General features: G+C 64.8%; 11 protein-coding genes. 2 read left to right on the top strand and 9 right to left on the bottom strand.

Annotation, left to right across the window (positions count from 1 at the left end):
- Positions 1-126 precede the first annotated feature (126 nt).
- From OH491_RS08540 to OH491_RS08530, 3 genes are read right to left on the bottom strand one after another with little or no spacing between them, the layout of a single operon-like run.
- Entirely contained in the window at positions 127-690 is a 564-nt protein-coding gene (locus tag OH491_RS08540) for an RNA polymerase sigma factor (protein ID WP_084442523.1), read from the bottom strand.
- Between the two features lie 56 nt (positions 691-746).
- Positions 747-1187, bottom strand: coding sequence for a periplasmic heavy metal sensor (locus tag OH491_RS08535; RefSeq protein ID WP_068772175.1), 441 nt, complete (start codon positions 1185-1187; stop codon positions 747-749).
- A 41-nt stretch (positions 1188-1228) separates the two neighbouring features.
- Positions 1229-1552 (bottom strand): hypothetical protein, encoded by a 324-nt coding sequence (locus OH491_RS08530; RefSeq protein ID WP_068772176.1) that lies wholly within the window; start codon positions 1550-1552, stop codon positions 1229-1231.
- Positions 1553-1943: 391 nt separating this feature from the next.
- Here OH491_RS08530 and OH491_RS08525 point away from each other — a divergent pair, with 391 nt between their 5' ends.
- Positions 1944-2678, top strand: a complete 735-nt coding sequence (locus OH491_RS08525) for a class I SAM-dependent methyltransferase (protein WP_068772177.1) — start codon at positions 1944-1946, stop codon at positions 2676-2678.
- A gap of 54 nt (positions 2679-2732) precedes the next feature.
- Here OH491_RS08525 and argC read toward each other — a convergent pair whose 3' ends face one another.
- The 6 genes from argC to OH491_RS08495 form a co-directional block, all read right to left on the bottom strand.
- Positions 2733-3767: an N-acetyl-gamma-glutamyl-phosphate reductase gene (gene argC / locus OH491_RS08520; protein ID WP_068772178.1), complete on the bottom strand. Its 1035-nt coding sequence runs from the start codon at positions 3765-3767 to the stop codon at positions 2733-2735.
- Positions 3768-3854: 87 nt separating this feature from the next.
- Positions 3855-6749 (bottom strand): helicase C-terminal domain-containing protein, encoded by a 2895-nt coding sequence (locus tag OH491_RS08515; protein WP_342750975.1) that lies wholly within the window; start codon positions 6747-6749, stop codon positions 3855-3857.
- A gap of 450 nt (positions 6750-7199) precedes the next feature.
- Positions 7200-7838, bottom strand: a complete 639-nt coding sequence (locus tag OH491_RS08510) for a bifunctional 4-hydroxy-2-oxoglutarate aldolase/2-dehydro-3-deoxy-phosphogluconate aldolase (protein WP_068772180.1) — start codon at positions 7836-7838, stop codon at positions 7200-7202.
- Between the two features lie 183 nt (positions 7839-8021).
- On the bottom strand, positions 8022-10001 hold the full coding sequence (locus OH491_RS08505; protein WP_068772181.1) for a DUF3857 domain-containing protein: 1980 nt from the start codon (positions 9999-10001) through the stop codon (positions 8022-8024).
- Between the two features lie 28 nt (positions 10002-10029).
- On the bottom strand, positions 10030-12000 hold the full coding sequence (locus OH491_RS08500; protein ID WP_145929017.1) for a DUF3857 domain-containing transglutaminase family protein: 1971 nt from the start codon (positions 11998-12000) through the stop codon (positions 10030-10032).
- 150 nt (positions 12001-12150) lie between these two features.
- Positions 12151-14127 carry a DUF3857 and transglutaminase domain-containing protein gene (locus tag OH491_RS08495; protein ID WP_068772183.1) on the bottom strand — a complete coding sequence of 659 codons (1977 nt, stop codon included), beginning with the start codon at positions 14125-14127 and terminating at the stop codon, positions 12151-12153.
- 181 nt (positions 14128-14308) lie between these two features.
- Here OH491_RS08495 and OH491_RS08490 point away from each other — a divergent pair, with 181 nt between their 5' ends.
- Positions 14309-15601: an MFS transporter gene (locus tag OH491_RS08490; protein WP_068772184.1), complete on the top strand. Its 1293-nt coding sequence runs from the start codon at positions 14309-14311 to the stop codon at positions 15599-15601.
- The last annotated feature ends 7 nt before the right edge of the window (positions 15602-15608 follow it).

Below are 15608 nucleotides of genomic sequence, written 5' to 3'. Positions count from 1 at the left end.
CGTCGTTAATTTATCGCGCGAAGCGCTCATTTATTTCCTGAAAAAGAATCAGCGGCGCTTCGCGCCTTTCTATTTCGACGGCAGGCAGGATGCCTGCGCTACGCGGTGCCGCCGGGACGCCAGGCATCACAACCAGCGGGCGAGGTTTTTGCGGAGGAGCTGACGCGCGCGGTAGAGGCGGGTTTCGACCGCCTTCGGCGTGGCCTTCACAATGGCCGCGATCTCGGCGTGGGATTTCGCCTCGTATTCAAAAAGAATGACAGCCGCCCGCAGGTCGTCGGGCAGCTCGGCGATGGCGGCGCGCACCGCCCCGGCGCGCTCGTTCGACTCGGTTTGCGCGCGCGGATGCGCGACGGGATCAATCTGTTCGGGGGCATTTTCCAGCGCGGTGGTCGGTCGGCGGCCAAGGCTGCGCGCGCGGTCGCGGGCGAGATTGAGCGCGATGGAAAAAAGCCAGGTCGAGAAGCGCGCGGCTTCCGGGCGGAAGCGGTCGCGATGCCGGTAAACACGCACGAAGGTTTCCTGCGCGAGGTCGAGGGAGTCGAATTCGTTTTGCGTGTGACGGTAAAGGAACGCGCGCAGCGGCGTCTGCCAGCGGGCCATGAGCCGGTCGAGCGCGGAGTCGTCGCCGCGCCGGAGCGCCTGCATGTCATCGGCGTCTTCTCCGGGAACGGCGGGTGGTGGCGTCATGTGCGGCGGGAGTGCGGTGTCGGGTCGCGTTGGCGGCGGCGGGAGGGCGACGTGTTTTATTTCAACCCGAAGGGCTGCGTGTGCTCGTGCCGGGCGAGCTTCGGGACGACAAGGGCGAGGTAGCGGCGGCCCTGCCCGGGCGACATCGCGGCGGCGACGGATTCGAGGTGCCGCATGGTGGCGGCGTTGCATTCGCGGACGAGTTCGGTCCACTGCGCGCGCGCGGCCTCGTAGTCGGGCGAGTTTTTTTCCAGCGCGGCGAGCCGGGCGCGGATTTCGTTGATGCGGCGGCAGTGCTCCGCGCAAACCGGCGCGTAGTCGGCCTCGAGTTGTCGGATGGCGGCGGCCTGCGCCGGGGTGAGTGCGAACTCGTCGGCCAGCCAGCGCATCTCGTCGCCGGGCGGGCTGCCGGCGCGAAACGCATGCGTGGCGAAAAACGCGGCCAGCCCGCTGGCGATGGCGAGCAGGATGAGGACGGCGGCGCGGCGGTTTTTCATGAGGAGTATGCGGAAGAACTGTCGGAATGTGCGGGCGGCGCTCAATGCCCGGCGTGGGCGCCGGCGTGCGCCATCTGGAGCGGGTCGATGGTGCGGACGTAGGCGGTGGCCATGCGTTCGGTTTTCGTCGCGTGGGTGTAGGCGAGCGCCGCGCCGCCGCCGGCCAGCGCGGAGGCGATCACGAGGAAACAGGCCGCCAGCGGCGACGCGAGCAGGCGGAACAGCACCGTGCCGCCCGCGGCGCGGCGCGGGCCGATGCGCGTCCAGACGTCCTCGGCAAACTCCTCGTCGCCGATGCGCGCCGGCGCCGTCCGCCAGCTTTGCAGCAGGCTGGAGAGCGGGTCTTGGTCGTGCGGTTGGTTCATGCGTGGTGATACGGCGCAGCTTGGTGAAACCCTCGGAAATTCACAAAACAAACTTGCACCGGAGGCTTTGCCGCGCATGGATAGCGGTGATCTATGAATGCCACCGCCACTTATGCCGAATATGCCGTGCCCGCGATGACTTATGCGCGCGGCTGGTGGTGGCGCCGGACGGCTTGGCGATGGTGACGCATGTGCGTCCGGAGCGAGCGCCCGCGAGCGTCGCTTCCCGAAAACCAGCCAAGCCCGGCCCTTTTCAAGAGCCGGGTTTTTTGTTTCCACGATCCAAAATCACCGGCGGTGGAAACGGGCGCGCCTTCCGGAGCGTCTTGATTTCCAACAAAAACCGCCCCTGTCACCGCCTCCCTGCCGCGAGGCAAATTCCACCACCATCATGAGCCTTCTTCTTTCAACCGATTCATTCACCAGTCATCCCGGGGCCGAGCATCATTCGGTTCCGTTTTTCGGGCGCGCGCTCGAGGAATACGCGCAGTTTTTCTCCCTCGATCCGGCCGCCGACCTGCGCGGGCGCACCGTGCTGGACGTGGCCGCCGGGCCGTCGTCATTCACCGCCGAGGCGTGCGCGCTGGGTTGCGACGCGGTGGCGGTCGATCCGCTTTACGGGCGCTCCGCCGACGCGCTGGCGACGTATGTCGCGATCGATTATCGCGAGGTGTTTGCCCGGTTGCGAGCGCGTCCGAGCCTGACGCGTTTCCGGGCGTTTGCGTCGGTCAATGAGGCCGAGGCGCGGCGGCGGGCGGCGGCGGCGCGGTTCCTGCACGATTACGCGGAGCGGTTTGTGCTCGGGCGTTATGTGGGCGCGGAATTGCCGGAGCTGCCGTTTGCGGACGGGGCGTTTGACCTGGTGCTGTGCGCTCATTTCCTGTTTCAGCACGAGGCGCGTTTCGATTTTGCGTTTCACGTGGCGGCGTGCCGCGAACTGGCGCGCGTGAGCCGGGGCGAGGCGCGCGTGCACCCCGTGTCCGGGCCGGGCGGAAAACCGTATCCGAAGCTTGGAGACTTGCTCGATGAACTCGCGCGCCTGGGCGTGGCGGGCGAGTTGCGCGAGTCGGACGACAGTCTCGCGACCGGCGAGGATGCGATGCTCGTGCTGCGGCGGGCGGAGTGACCGTGGCAAAAAACGGAGGAGGGCGAACGGCGGATTCGCCCTCCTCGCAAGTCCTCAGATCAGGCCGGCGGTCTCGTCGAAGCCGAACCAGAGGTTCATGATCTGCACGGCCTGGCCGCTGGCGCCTTTCACGACATTGTCCAAGGCGGAAGTGATGACGAAGTTGCCCGTGCGCGGGTCGAGCACGGCGGACATGTCAACGCGGTTCGTGCCGGTGACGTGCGCGGTGTCGGGTGTCTCGCCGGCGGGGAGAATTTGCACGAAGGGGCGGCCCGCGTAGGCCTTTTCCCACGCGGCGTAGAGCGCGTCGATGAATGCGTTTTTCGCCGGGACGGTGATGGTGGTGGCGATGCCGCGGCGCATGGGCGCGAGGTGCGGGTTGAACTGGATGACGACCGGTTCGCCGCCGGTGGCGCGCAGGGCGAGTTGCTCCTCGATCTCGGCGAGGTGGCGGTGTTTCACGAGGCCGTAGGCTTTCACGCTCTCGGCGCGTTCGACGTAGAGATACATCTCGTCGATCTTCTTGCCGGCGCCGCTCACGCCGCTGCTGGAATTGACGACGATGTGCTCGCGCGCGGCGACGCCGTCGCGGAGCAGCGGGACGAGCGGCACGAGGATGCTGGTGGGGTAGCAGCCGGGCGCGGCGAGGAGCCCCACGTTCGCGTCGGTTTTCCATTCGGGCGGCGTGAGCTCGGGCAGCACGAAGCGGGCATGCGGCAGGAGTTCGGGCGCGTGGTGTTTGCCATAGTAGCGCTCGTAGGTGGCGAGGTCGGCGATGCGGAAGTCGGCGCTGAGGTCGATGACGCGTTTCCCGGCGGGGACTAGCACCTTGGCGTATTCGGCGGCGGCGCCGTGGGGAAGCGCGAGGAAAAAGAGGCCGATGTCGCTGGCGGCGAGCGCGGCGGCGTCGGAATCGACGAATTTCAGGCCGCGGTCCTGTCCGCGCAGCGAGGGGATGACCTTCGCGAGCGGCTTGCCCGCCTGGGAGCGCGACGTGACCGCCGCGAGTTCGACCCGCGGGTGCGCGAGGAGCAGCTTGACGAGAAGTTCACCGGAATAACCGGATGCGCCGATGATGCCTGCTTTCATGGAACGGTCACTATCGCGGGAGCGCGGGCGGGAGGCGAGAAGGTTTTTGGCGGTGCAACCGGGAAGCGGCGCCAGCTTTTCCCGTTTTCACGATTCGGATTCTGTATGCAGCCACGCGGCGAGGTCGTCGTCGGTGGCGAGGTGGCGGGTGGTTTGGTAGTCGGGGGCCAGGAGTTCGTGGTAGCCTGGCTCGGCGAAGCGGCGGCAATGGAGAAGGGCCCGGACGCGCTGGCCGGGGGCGCGCACGAGGCGTCCGAGGGCTTGGTTTACTTTCTGGATGCCGGGGATTTGATACACGCGGCGTGCGGCGGCCTCGCGTCCGAGGACGCGGGTGTGCTCTGCGAGGCGCGCGCGCTGGACGGGGTTCACCTCGGGGAGCGCGGGGCCGACGACCATCGCGTGCGTGATGCGCCCGCCGAGGAGGTCGATGCCTTCGGCGAAGCTGCTGCCAAGGACGAGGAAGAGCGCGCCTCCGGGATGGTCGGCAAGGGCGTTTTCGAGCCAGGCGTTTTGCGCGGCGAGGTCGGGGAGGCGGGGCTGGAGGAATGCGGAATGCGGAGTGCGGAATGCGGAATTGGCGGAGTCGAGGGCGGTCTTGATGTGCTCGGCGTAGGCGTAGCTGGGGAAGAAGATGGCGACGGGGGCCGACGGCGAGGCGGCGCAGAGGGCGGCGATGGCGGCGGCGGTGAGCGGGGCATGGCGGGCGCGCTGCTGGTAGGTGGTGTCGGCACGGAGGTCGATGGCGATGTCGTAGGCGCGGTCGCGCCATGGGGTCGCGGCGCGGACGTGGCAGGGCGCAAGGGCGTGGCGGGTTTCGGCGGCATGCAGGAGCTTCGCGCCGGTGGTGAGTTGGGCGAAGAGTTTTTTGGTGTCGCGCTTGGTGAGGGAGCCGAGGCGATTTTGGATGTTGGGTGCCGCCGCGCCGGCGGCGGAAGCGGAGGGCGAGGGGAAGGGCAATGGGACTGATGGGGCCGATGCGACTGATGGGTGGCTGGCGATATCGGCGGGGTGCGGTGCTTTTTGGACAATTTCACAATCCGTCTTCCGCAATCCGCCTTCTTCAAGGAGGCCGCATGTCTCGGCAAAAACATCGGCGGGCGAAAGCGTGGCGGAGGCGAGTATCACAGCCCCGAACTGGCGCAGGGCGGGGCCGATGACGGGGGCGGGATCGAGACAGGTGATGACGAGCGCGGCGTGACGCGGGCTCCACCAGAGGCGGGGCAGGTCGATGCGGGCGAGTTCGTCGGCGAGCGCGGGAATCTGCCAGAGGTGCTCGGCGATGTCGGCGGGGATTTGTTCGGTGTCGAGGGGCGTGCCGGTGATGAGCGGCGCGAGGGTTTCGAGAAGATGGCGGGCATCGTCCTCGTCGGCGAGGGAGAGGGAGTCGGCGCGGGGGAGGCGCGAGAGGTAGTGCGAGAGATGGTCCCAGGCGTTGGCGAGCGCGGCGGGGGCGCGGGTGCGGTGCAGCCAGGCGGAAACGGCGGCGGCGGTGTCGGCGTCGAGCGCGTGCGAATAGACGTCGGCGACGCGCGAGGGGAGGTTGTGGGCTTCGTCGATGAGGAGGAGCGTGCGGGCGGGGTCGAAGGTGGGCTGGTCGAGAAAGACGCGGTTGTGGGCCGGGGAGAAGACGTAGTTGTAGTCGCCGATCCAGAGATCGTTGAAGGGGAGGGCGGCGCGGGTGATTTCGTAGGGGCAGATGGAGGCCTCGCGTCCGGCGGCGCGGAGAGCGGCGAGGTCGCGGGGTTCGTTTTCGAGGAGGTAAAAGCGGGCGAGCCCGGAGCGCGCCCAGCGGGTTTCGAGTTCGGAGAGGTAGGGGCAGGCGTCGCGGGTGCAGTGGTAGGTGTGGTGGATGCAGTGTTCGCGCTTGGGGCGGACGAGCCAGGCGGTGACAGGAGCGGGGGGAAATGCGGATTGCGGATTGCGGATTGCGGAATGGGGCGCTACCGCGCCGGCGGAAACGGCATCGCCGGCAGGGGCGCTGGTGGCGGACGGTGTTTCACATTCCGCATTAAACGGCGGCGAGGACTCTGTCATGTCGCGCAGGGTGCGCATGACCTGGAGCTGGCCGGTGGCCTTGCTCGTGAGGTAGAGGACGCGGTCGAAGCGGCCGGCGCGGAGCTGGCCGAGCGCGAGATGGAGAAGAGCGCCGGTTTTGCCGAAGCCGGTCGGGGCCTCGAAAAACACGATGGGGTGCGCGGCGAGCGCGGCGGCGAGGTCGGCCTGCGTGGTCTCCTGGCCGGGACGCAGGGTGGGGAAGGGCGGGCGGAAGCGGAGGTGGCGGAGGCGCTCGCGGGCGCGGTGGCGGAGGTCGAGGAACTCGGTGACGCGTTCGAGCTGGGCGCGGAAACGGTTGTCGTCGGCGGGCGCGAGCGGAACCGTCTGCGCAAGACCGCTGGCGACTTCGACGAAGTGCAGCTCGCCGCGAAGCGAAGAGCTGGAAGCGCGAGGCGTGGAAGGCCGGGATAAATGCGCGTCGCCGGAATCCGCCGTGGCCTCGTCGGCGGGGCGGCGAAGCAACTCCACGTAGGCGGCGATCTGGACAAAATAGGCGGGGTAATCGGCGCGGAGCTCGGACTCGTCGGCGGGGAGCGCGCGGGTGACGGTTTTGATTTCGCGCAGCGTGGCGGCGCGCGGGACGGCGGAGGCATGGGCGTCTCCGTCGCGGGTCTCATTTCTTGCCACTTGTCCCTTGTCACCTGCCACTTCGCCGCCAGCGGCGGCGTCGGGGAGGATTTGGTCGATGCGGCCGGTGAGGGTGAGCGTCCAGCCGCGGTGAAAGATTTTTCCGGTGACGGGCACTTCGAAGCGAGCGCCGGGGTGGTCTGAGGCGGCGTGGTCGCGAAGCTGGTTGTGCCAGTGCGTGCCGAGTTGCGCGCGCCAGAGGCCGGCGGGGCCGCCGAGCGCGTCGCGCGGGCCGAGTGTGAAATCGGCGAATTCGCCGACACTCAGGCTGGCGGTGCGCTGGTCGAGGTCGAAGTGCATGGCGGCGGAAAAACTGAAGACTGAGGCGCTGAAAAAGAGACCGAAAATGCAGGGAAGGGAACCTTTAAAATAGCCGCAAAGAGGCACAAGAAGCACAAGAAAAACACCCGATCTTGTGCCTTTTGCGCCCTATTGAAACCGAACCATTAAGTTGCGCGCGGAACACACAGAACCGAGCGAAGCGACATTCCGCCAATAATAATCCCAAAAATTCTTCCGGGAGGTTCTAAAATTAATCGTGAAGGACTGCGGAATTTTTATTTCAACCGCTACAATCGCGAAATGACGCTAAACAAGCAGTATTTTTGGCGGATTTTCGCGCCTTTTTGCGGTTGGAAATGAATTTTTAGAAGCTCCCTTCCGTGTATTCCGTGTGTTCCGTGGGCGCACACAAAAAAGCCGGTGCGGGCAGAGGCACCGGCTTGTCGAATGCTTTGAGTTGGTCGCGGCTTACTTGAAGGCGGCGACGGCGTCGGCGAAAGCCTTGGCCTTGGCGGTGATGGCGGCCCAATCCTTGTCCTTGAGCGCCTTGGCCTGCACGAGCGAGCTGCCGGCGGCGGTGGCGGCGGCACCGGCCTTGAGGAAGTCGGCGACGTTGTTTTCATTGACGCCGCCGGTGGGCACGAAGTCGATTTGCGGGAAGGGGGCCTTGACCGACTTGATGTAGTTGGGTCCGAAGAACTCGGCGGGGAAAATCTTCACGGCGTCGGCGCCGGATTCCCAGGCGGTGATGATTTCGGTGGGGGTGAACGCGCCGCAGAAAACGGGGATGCTGTAACGCTGGCAGAGCTCGTTGACGGCGGGGCGGGTGGCGGGCGTGACGATGAACTTGGCGCCGGCGAGGATGCCCGCGCGGGCGGTCTCGGTGTCGAGCACGGTGCCGAGGCCGAAGAGGAAATCGGGCAGCTCGGCGGTGGCTTTTTCGAGCATGCGGATGGCGCCGGGCGTGGTCATGGTGAGCTCGATGCTGGTGAGGCCGCCGGCGGCGAGGGCCTTGGCGCAATCGAGGAGCCCGTCGGGGCTGTCGGCGCGGATGAGGGCGACGACTTTCTCGGTTTTGATTTTGGACAGGATGGCGTCTTTTTTCATGGGTTTGTGGATCGGAGGGTGTCAGGTCTAGGCGGTGCGGCGGCGCGGGGGAAACTTTTTATTTTCGGACAGATGGAAGAGGCGCGCGGCAAAGTGATGCCAACCCGGCATTTTGTCCCCCTTTCTTTTTCCCGGGCGGCTTGGGCAAGATGAAGAGAACGCGGAAAGAGAACGAGGGGTGGGTCAGCGGCGCACGAGGACGACGGGGGATTGCTCGGCGTTGCGGACGGCTTCGTAGAAGCGGCGCACCAGCTTGTAGTTGGCGGCGGGGATGGTGGCGGCGTTGACGCGCAGCGAGCGGCGGTAGTGGACCTTGCCGGCTTCGGTGGTGCAGGTGGCGGTGTAGCGGCCGAAGTCGGCCGCCACATCGACGGGCGGTGGAAGTTCGTCCACGGCAAATCCGTCGGGAATCAGGATGTCGGCGGTCTCGGCGAACGAATTCGGATGCAGACGGATGGGGTGCCGGCGGTCGGGGTCATCGAACGGGATATAATGGCGGCGCGAGACGATGGCGGGTTTGAAGACGAGGAGTTTGTCGCGCATGGCGCGGGCGTAGGCGGGGGCGGCAAAGTCAACCATGAGGTCAAAGATATCGGCATTCATGTCGTCCTGCTGCTTATTGGTGACGATTTTCGCGCCGGGGGCGGTGGTGTTTATCCAGTCGAGGATGATCTTTTCGTATTTGGAACCGGGGGCGTGAAAGAGGGCGCGTTCGTAGGCGGCCATCTGGCCGGTCGTATGCTCCTTGATGCGCGCGCCGATCGCGCCGGTGGCGGTGAGTTGCGCGGTGATGGCGCGTTCGAGATGATTGCTTTCGGCGGGCGTGAAGGGGAGGGTAATCATGGCGCCGGACGGACCGGCGAGGACCAATGCCCGGCCGCCTTGCAGATCGGAATCGATATTTCCAAGGGCGGTGCTGGGGTTGGTGGGATCGAAAATGAGCAGGCGCCCGAGACCGGGGACTTCGATGACGGCGGGGACGCTGACGGTTTCGTCCACGCAGATGCCGATGATGCAGTGGTCGAACTGGGCCGGTGTGGGCCAGCGGTCGGAAACGGCATGGCGGTCGGCGGCGTAAACCAGGACGGGATGCGAGGAAATCCCGGCGGCCTGAAGCATGGCGCGCAGGAGGGCGGTCTTGTCCTTGCAGTCGCCGTAGTTGGTTTTGAACACCTCGGCGGCGGCGCGCGGGGTGTAGCCGCCGCCCCGCCCCAGGCCCATCTGGATGGACACATAGCGGACGATCTGGGCATGACGGGCGAGCGCGCGGATGCGCTCCCATTGCGCGGGACCCGCGCCGGCGAGGAGGGCGTTGACTTTTTGCCTGATGGCCTGGTCGGGGGCGGCGGCGGTGTCGTGGACCGGCGTGTAGCAGGCGGAAACGTCGGTCCACGAGGCGAACGAGGTGCGCGCCGGGCCGCGTTTGGAGGATGCGGCGGGCGGGACAAGGTCGATGCCGATGGAGGCGGCGAGCTGTCCGAACGGAGGGCTGGCCGGCTCGGTGCGTACGGACGGCAGGTCGCGAAGCTCCCAAGCCAGGGCGTCCTTTTCGGCGACCGGCTGGATGTCGGCGTGGTTGAAGGTGAGGGAACGGGCACCCCAGCCCTTGGCGAGTTTGTAGGTCACGCGCGAAAAGAGCACGGGGATGGTGGACTGAAAGGTCCACATATCCTGGCCGTGCGTGCCGAGGTCCTCCCGCGTGTATTCAAATCCAAATACACTGCCGGCCACGACATTCGGCGGTGTGAACACGATGGAACGAGTGTCGGCATACACCGCCTCGGGGGATAGCGCGATGTCGGCGGTGTCTTTCGCGCGGTATTCCTTGACCTCGCCGGACGGGAGTCGGAGCCACGCGCGGAATCCGGAGATATTTTCCGTGTCGGCGGTGTAGGGGATGGCAACGGTGGCGTAGTCGCGGCCGTAACGGGTGAGGACACGCACGGCATGCATCGTCCTGGTGGTGATTTTTCCATCGGATGCGACGGTGGTGAGCGCCTCGTCGTGGATGACGGCGGCGGGGGTGTCGTGGTCGCCCGCCGGGCAGGCACGGGCCATGGCTTCGGTCATCCAGCGGGGAGGCGCGGCATGAGCGGCGGGAAGGAACGAGAGCGCGGCGGCGAGCAGCGGCAGGGCGCGGAGGATTTGGCGGGAGGGAAACATGGGGGAAGCGTGGGAGGCCGGTGGCGGGTTATCTGGCGGCCGCGGCGGCGGGTGCGGCGCCGGTTTCTCCGGACGGCGCCCCGCTTTTCAGACTGAGCGTATGCGCGTCCCGGTGATGGAGGGCGGAGAAGAGGCGTTTGACCTGCGCGTAGCTCTCCTTGGAAAACCTCACCGGCGTGAAGGCGAACGCGCGCTTATAGATGATCGTCTTGGTGCTCTTTTTAAATGCGATTTGCACGGTGTATTTTCCCCAGTCCGCATTCTCCGGCATGGACCCCGGCGCGCTCGCTTCTTCCAGCGAGAATCCGGCCGGGACGCCGATTTCCACGTCATCCTCGACCGACCACGGATAAGGGAAATATATATCGTGGTCGCGGGTCTCGGCGGTGAACCGCGGCTGGTTGCCTTTTTCGAAATAGCCGGGCTGGAAAAACAGCCGCGGACCGACCCGCTCGGCGTAGTTCGGGATGCGTATGTTGTATGTTATATAAACCGGCGCGGCGAGGTCATCGATGCCCGGCATTTCCAGCCGGGAAATCTCCGCCCCGGGAATGCGTGACTGGAGCCGTTCGCGCATGATCTCTTCACGCTTTTCCGGGGTTTCGAGCATGAAGTCGATGCGGGCCTGGATCTCGTAGTGCCCGAAATAGTCAAAGCGCAGTTCGCCCATCAGCGTGCCCTCGTCATTGAGGCGCAGCCGGGCGGTGCGCTTCAGCCGGGTCCGGTCCGCCGGGGTCAGCGGGGTGGTGAGCCACTCGACGGATTGCGGGGTGGCGACGAGCACCGGCACGCCTTCGTTATACCAGCGCAGGCTTCCGGCCGGGACGCTGTCGAAGGCGGGATCGAAAAAGAGCCACCCCCCGCCATCCTTTACGGCGACGATCTGCGCCGGGAGCTGGGAGGAAAGCCGGATGTCCCGGCGGAAAAAGGCGTCGGAGCGGTCGGCGCACAACGCCACCCGCGAGTCGAGCCCGGCGGCGCGGGCCAGCGCGTGGTAAAGCGTCACGATGTCGATCGTGCGCCCCTGTTTTTTCTCAAGCGTGTAGCCGGGGGTCGGCTTGCTCTTGGGTTTCACGATGTCGCCCGACTTGGGGATGTAGCGGCTGGTATTGAGGATTTGGTTGCGGCAGTAGTCATTGATGAGGCGGGCGCGTTCCTCGACCGTGGTCGCGCCCGCGGTGATGCGGGCGGCGGCTTCCTTTATCTCTTTCGACGGACGGCGCGTGTAGGAAGCCATGTCCCCGGCCGTGGTTTTCCCGGTATTCGGCCAGAAGTTTCCGGGTTTTTCCTCGACAAGCATGGGATAAAACAGAATCCACGGCTGCACCTCGTCCTCGGGCGGCATCCAGGGCTCTTCCTTGAATGCGGGGAGGTCGCGCAGTTCGATGGAATGGAAGTCCTCCCGGTCCCTTTCGAATTTCTGCTGCTGGCACTGGTGATAAAACACATCAAAGTTCAGTCCGGGGGCGAGAAAAGGCTTCACCCGGAAGCACACCCTGCGCGTGGGCATCTCGCGCAACAGCCGGAGCTGGAGTCCGTAGACGTTGGTGTCCGAGCGGGTGTCCCATTTGTATTCAACGATGTCGCCCGGTTCGATGGAGGGAAATGAAAACGAGATCACCTGCACCTTGCGGTCGCCTTTCTTCACGATGTCGCGCTGGTGAAACGCGTCCTTGTTCACCTCGAGAATGCCGCCGCCGGGTTTGATGACGCGCGCCATGAGACGGCGTACAGAGCTCAGGTTGGTATAGGGGATGTCGATTTTGTCGAGCTCACGCACACCCTTGTCGTTATATATTTTTATGCGAATGTATTCATGACTGCTGGAACCCGAACTGTCGTAGTTGAAGCTGTCGTCGATCTCAAGGTAGCGATAAAGGATTTCCGCCCCCGCGTCGGGATCAATGGCGGAGGCGGTCGCGGCAAGGTCCCCCGGATCGAGCGGTTGCCAGTCGATGGCCTCGGCGAAGGGGGAGAAGCCAAGGGCAAGCCAGGACACGCAAAGAGCCGCGCGCAAGGATGATGGACAGGGTTTCACAACCCGGTTTAATGTGTCGATGGCCCGGCGAAGGCAAAGAAAAATATGCAGGGATCTTCCGTGTTGGCTCAGGTTGCCCGGCTCCCGAGGCAGGGGCGGGGCAGCCGCCGGTTATGGTTCGGCGTCGTCCGCCTTGAGGCTGAGGGTATGCGAATCGCGCCGGTGAATGGCCTCGAAAAGCGCCTTGATGTGAGGGTAGCCGGATTGGATGACGCGCGTACCCGCGAACTTGAAGCGCCGTTTGTATTCGAGTGTGTTGATTTTGCGGTGAACAAGGATCTCGACATCATATTCACCCCAGTTGGCATTCAACAGGCTGCCGGGCGCGCTTGCCGCCTCCAATGTGTAGCCGGATGGAAGCTCGATTTTTATGTCGTCATGCTCGGACCACGCGAATGGGAACCACACGTCGTGAGCCCGCTCTTGGGCGGCAAAGAGCGGAGAAATGCCTTTTTCGAAATATCCCGGCTGGAAAAACAGCCGCTTCCCCAGTTGTTCGGCGTAGCGGGGCACGCGAATATCGTAAGTGATAAAAAAAGACGAGGTGACGTCGTCGATACCCGGCATTTCAATCTTTGTCACCTCCGCGCTTGGCAACCGTTCCTGAATCCTAGCGCGCAGCATCTCATCGCGCATGGCCGGGGTTTCGTTCATATAGTCGTCGCGTATACTCATCTCGGCGTGTCCGGAATAATCAATCCGCACCGAGCCTGCAAGCGTGCCCTCGGCATCAAGGCGCAGCGCGGCACTCCGGCGCGCGAGGTTTTTGGCGGCGGGCATCGTCAGCGTGGTCTGCCACATCATGGGACGGCCGGGGGTGGAAACGAGCACCTGCGCGCCCTCGTTCTGCCAGCGCAGCATGCCGGAGGGCACGACATCGGTTGCGGGATCGAGGAAAAGCCAGCGCATGCCATCCCGCAATGCGATGAGCGGGTCCGGAAGGGCGGAGGCGAGATGGATGTCCCGGTTAAAGGCGCCATTGTCCCTGTTCGAGCAAAGAGCGATGTGCGTGTCGAGGCCGGAGGCGCGGGCGAGGGCATGATAGAGTATTATCATGTCGAGCGTGCCTCCCTGTTTTTTTTGGAGCGTATAATCGGGAGACGGTCTCTTTTTCGCCTTCACGATCACTCCGGACTCGGGGACATGCCGGTCGGTGTTGATTACGTTTTTCCGGCAATAATCATTTATCAGGCGCGCCCGCTCCTCGATGCCGGTGACGTCGCCGATGATCGCTGCCGCGGTTTCTTTTATAAGCTTGGACGGATTGCCAACGCACGCATCCACCTCCTCGACCTTTTCCCGCCCGAGCCGTGCCCAGAAATTAAGAACTCCGCCAAGATAAACCCTGGGATAAAAAAGAATCCACGGACGCACGTCATTCTTCGGCGGCATATAGGGCTCTTCCTTGAAGGCGGGCGTGTCGAAAATATGCACGGGAATGAAACCGTCTTTCCCGTTCATATCCTCGAGGGGCGGGCAGCGGTGGGTATAGGTGCTGCAATCGACACCTGGCGCAAGAAAAGGGCTGACTTGGAATTCCACATGCCGGGCCGGCATGTCGTGCATGGGCGAGAGCGTGTACCAGTAGAAGTGGTCCTTGGCGCGGGATTCCCATTTATATTCGACGATGTCGCCCACCTCGGCGCCTGGAAAGGAGAAGGATGTCATCTGGTGGCGCTTGCGACGCTGCTTCACGATTTCCCGGGAGTGGAACGCGCTTTTTTCGACGTTGATGACGCGTCCGTCGGGCTTGATCACCCGGGCTGCGAGGTTCCTGATGCTCATCCCGTCCGGGCAGGGAATGTCGATTTTATCAATATGACTCAGGCCTTTTTGATTGTATATTTTTATGCGGAAATAATCGCGGCAGCGCGCTCCCGAGTGCCTGTCACTGTCGTCGATCTCCTCGTATCGGTACAAAATCTCGGCTCCGATCTCGGGGGCAAGAGGGGGCGCAATGGATTCGAGGTCGGCCGGTCCGATGGGGCGCCATTCAAACGAGCGGGCCGCCCGGGCTGTCGGAAAGAGAGAAGCGGCCAGGATGCAGAGCGACACGGTGCGGGCGAGGCGTGGCAAGAAGGGGTTCACGATGGTTTGCGAGCTTGGCGATGTCGGGCCGGATGGAGAAGACGATTTTTGGAAGACTGCTTGATTTGGGTCATATAGAATAAGCGGGAGGGCTCCGAGCGGGACGCACACGCGTTTATCATCGTTTTCTATCGCCTTGGAGTTGCGACAGAGTTTCAGTGGACGATTTTCAACCAAAACGATGCCCGCTCACCCGACTTCTCATTATCCAGACGGCAGGCGCTGGACGATTGCGCTTGCCGGCACCGCCCTGCAAACCTGCCTGGGCACGGTTTACGCGTGGAGCTATTTCCAGAAGCCGATCATGGCGCAATACGGCTGGACCAACGAGGCCGTCACCTGGGTGTTCAGCCTGGCGATTTGTTTTCTCGGGCTCGCCGCGGCGTGGGGCGGGCTCCAGCTCAAGACCGGGCGGCTCGCGCCGCGCGGCATCGCGGTGACGGGCGGCGCGCTGTTCGCGCTCGGGCATTTCATTGCGGCGGCGGCGTTGTGGAAGGGGCTGCTCTGGCTGTTGCTGCTGGGCTACGGCGCGGTCGGCGGCGCCGGACTCGGGCTCGCCTATGTGGTGCCGGTGGCGACGGCGGCGAAGTGGTTCCCCGACAAGAAGGGTTTTGTCACGGGCATGGTCGTCATGGGCTTTGGCCTCGGCGCGCTGCTGATGAGCAAGGTGCTCGCGCCGGTGGCGCTGCGGGTGTTTGACGGAAACCTCGCGGTGGCGTTCGCGGCGATGGGAGGCGTGTTCGCCGTGCTCGCGCCGTCGGCGGGGGCGTTTATGCGAAACCCGCCGGAAAAGGAAAACACGGGCGCGTCCGCGGACAAGGGGCGGAGCGGGGAGGCGGCGTCGGCGTCCGGCCCGCCGCCGGAGGCCGGGAGCGGCGGCTGGATAAAGTTCGGCCTGCTGTGGCTTTTGTTTTTTTGCAACATTTTCGTCGGCATCTCGATCATCAGTTTCCAGTCGCCGCTCCTGCAGGATTTGTTGCGTATCCGGAATCCGGATATCGATGCGGCGGCGCTGGCCTCGGCGGGCGCCACGTTGATCGCATGCGGCGCGATTTTCAACGGGCTGGGCCGTTTTCTCTGGGGCGCGGTATCGGACAAGATCGGGCAGTCGCTCGCGTTCACGCTCATGCTTGCCGGGCAGATCGTGGCCTTCCTGCTGCTGCCGCGCGCGGCCTCGCCGGTGCTGTTTGGCGCGCTGGTGTGTTACGTGCTGCTTTGTTACGGGGGCGGTTTCGGCGCGATGCCGTCGTATGTGCTGGCGCTGTTCGGCCAGAAGCGCATGGCGTTGCTTTACGGCATGGTGCTCACGGCGTGGTCGGCGGGAGGCGTCGCCGGGCCGAAGTTCATGGCGTGGCTGCGCGACCACCGTCCCGCCGACGCGGCTCCGGTGGCGTTTTATTGCAGCGCGGCTCTGCTCGCGTGCGGTCTTGTGCTGACGCTCCTGCCGGCCATCCGCACGCGCCGGGGCGCGTGAGGCGGCG

The organism is Termitidicoccus mucosus, assembly GCF_038725785.1.
Lineage (GTDB): Bacteria > Verrucomicrobiota > Verrucomicrobiia > Opitutales > Opitutaceae > Termitidicoccus > Termitidicoccus mucosus.
Note: the sequence above shows the minus strand (reverse complement) of the source record. Positions and strands in the feature narration are given on the sequence as shown.